The organism is Streptomyces sp. AC627_RSS907, assembly GCF_019049165.1.
This window is the reverse complement of sequence record NZ_JAGMUE010000819.1, coordinates 1-550: the sequence shown is the minus strand read 5'-3', so window position 1 is coordinate 550 and position 550 is coordinate 1. Positions and strand designations below refer to the sequence as shown.

Sequence of the window (550 nt, the reverse complement as noted above, 5' to 3'; positions counted from 1 at the left end):
CTTCTTCGCGACCGAGGAGAGGCCGACGGTGTCCAGCACCTCGCTGACCCGGCTCGTCGGGATGCCGTTGCTCTGCGCCAGACACAGCAGGTGGTTGTACGCGCTGCGCCCGCCGTGCATGGCCTTCGCGTCGAGCAGCGCGCCGATGTGCTTGAGCGGATCGCGCAACTGCCGGTAGTGCTTGCCGTCGATGCGGACGTCCCCGGCCGTCGGGTTGTCCAGGTCGAGCATCATGCGCATGGTCGTGGACTTGCCGGCACCGTTGGGGCCCAGGAAGCCGGTGACCATCCCGGGGCGCACGGTGAACGTCAACCGGTCCACGGCGAGCTTGTCGCCGTAGCGTTTCGTCAACCCCACAAGCTCGATCATGCAGGCCACGCTAAGGGCCGTGAGGCGTACACGCCACCCCACAGCAAGCAGCGCCGCACACCATTTTCCGCGGTGTGCGGCGCTGTTTACGCAAGGGTGCGGACACACCGCTCGCCGGCCACCTGTCGGCTACCGACCGACCCACGAGCCCGTGGCCCGAGAGCCACGATCACCGCGGTCG

1 protein-coding gene is annotated in these 550 nt (G+C 68.2%); it reads right to left on the bottom strand.

Annotated elements, in window-relative coordinates; translation table 11 throughout:
• Positions 1-369 (bottom strand): ATP-binding cassette domain-containing protein (locus tag KUM32_RS38810; RefSeq protein ID WP_217146492.1); only part of this gene is annotated, 369 nt, incomplete at its 3' end.
• Positions 370-550 lie beyond the last annotated feature (181 nt).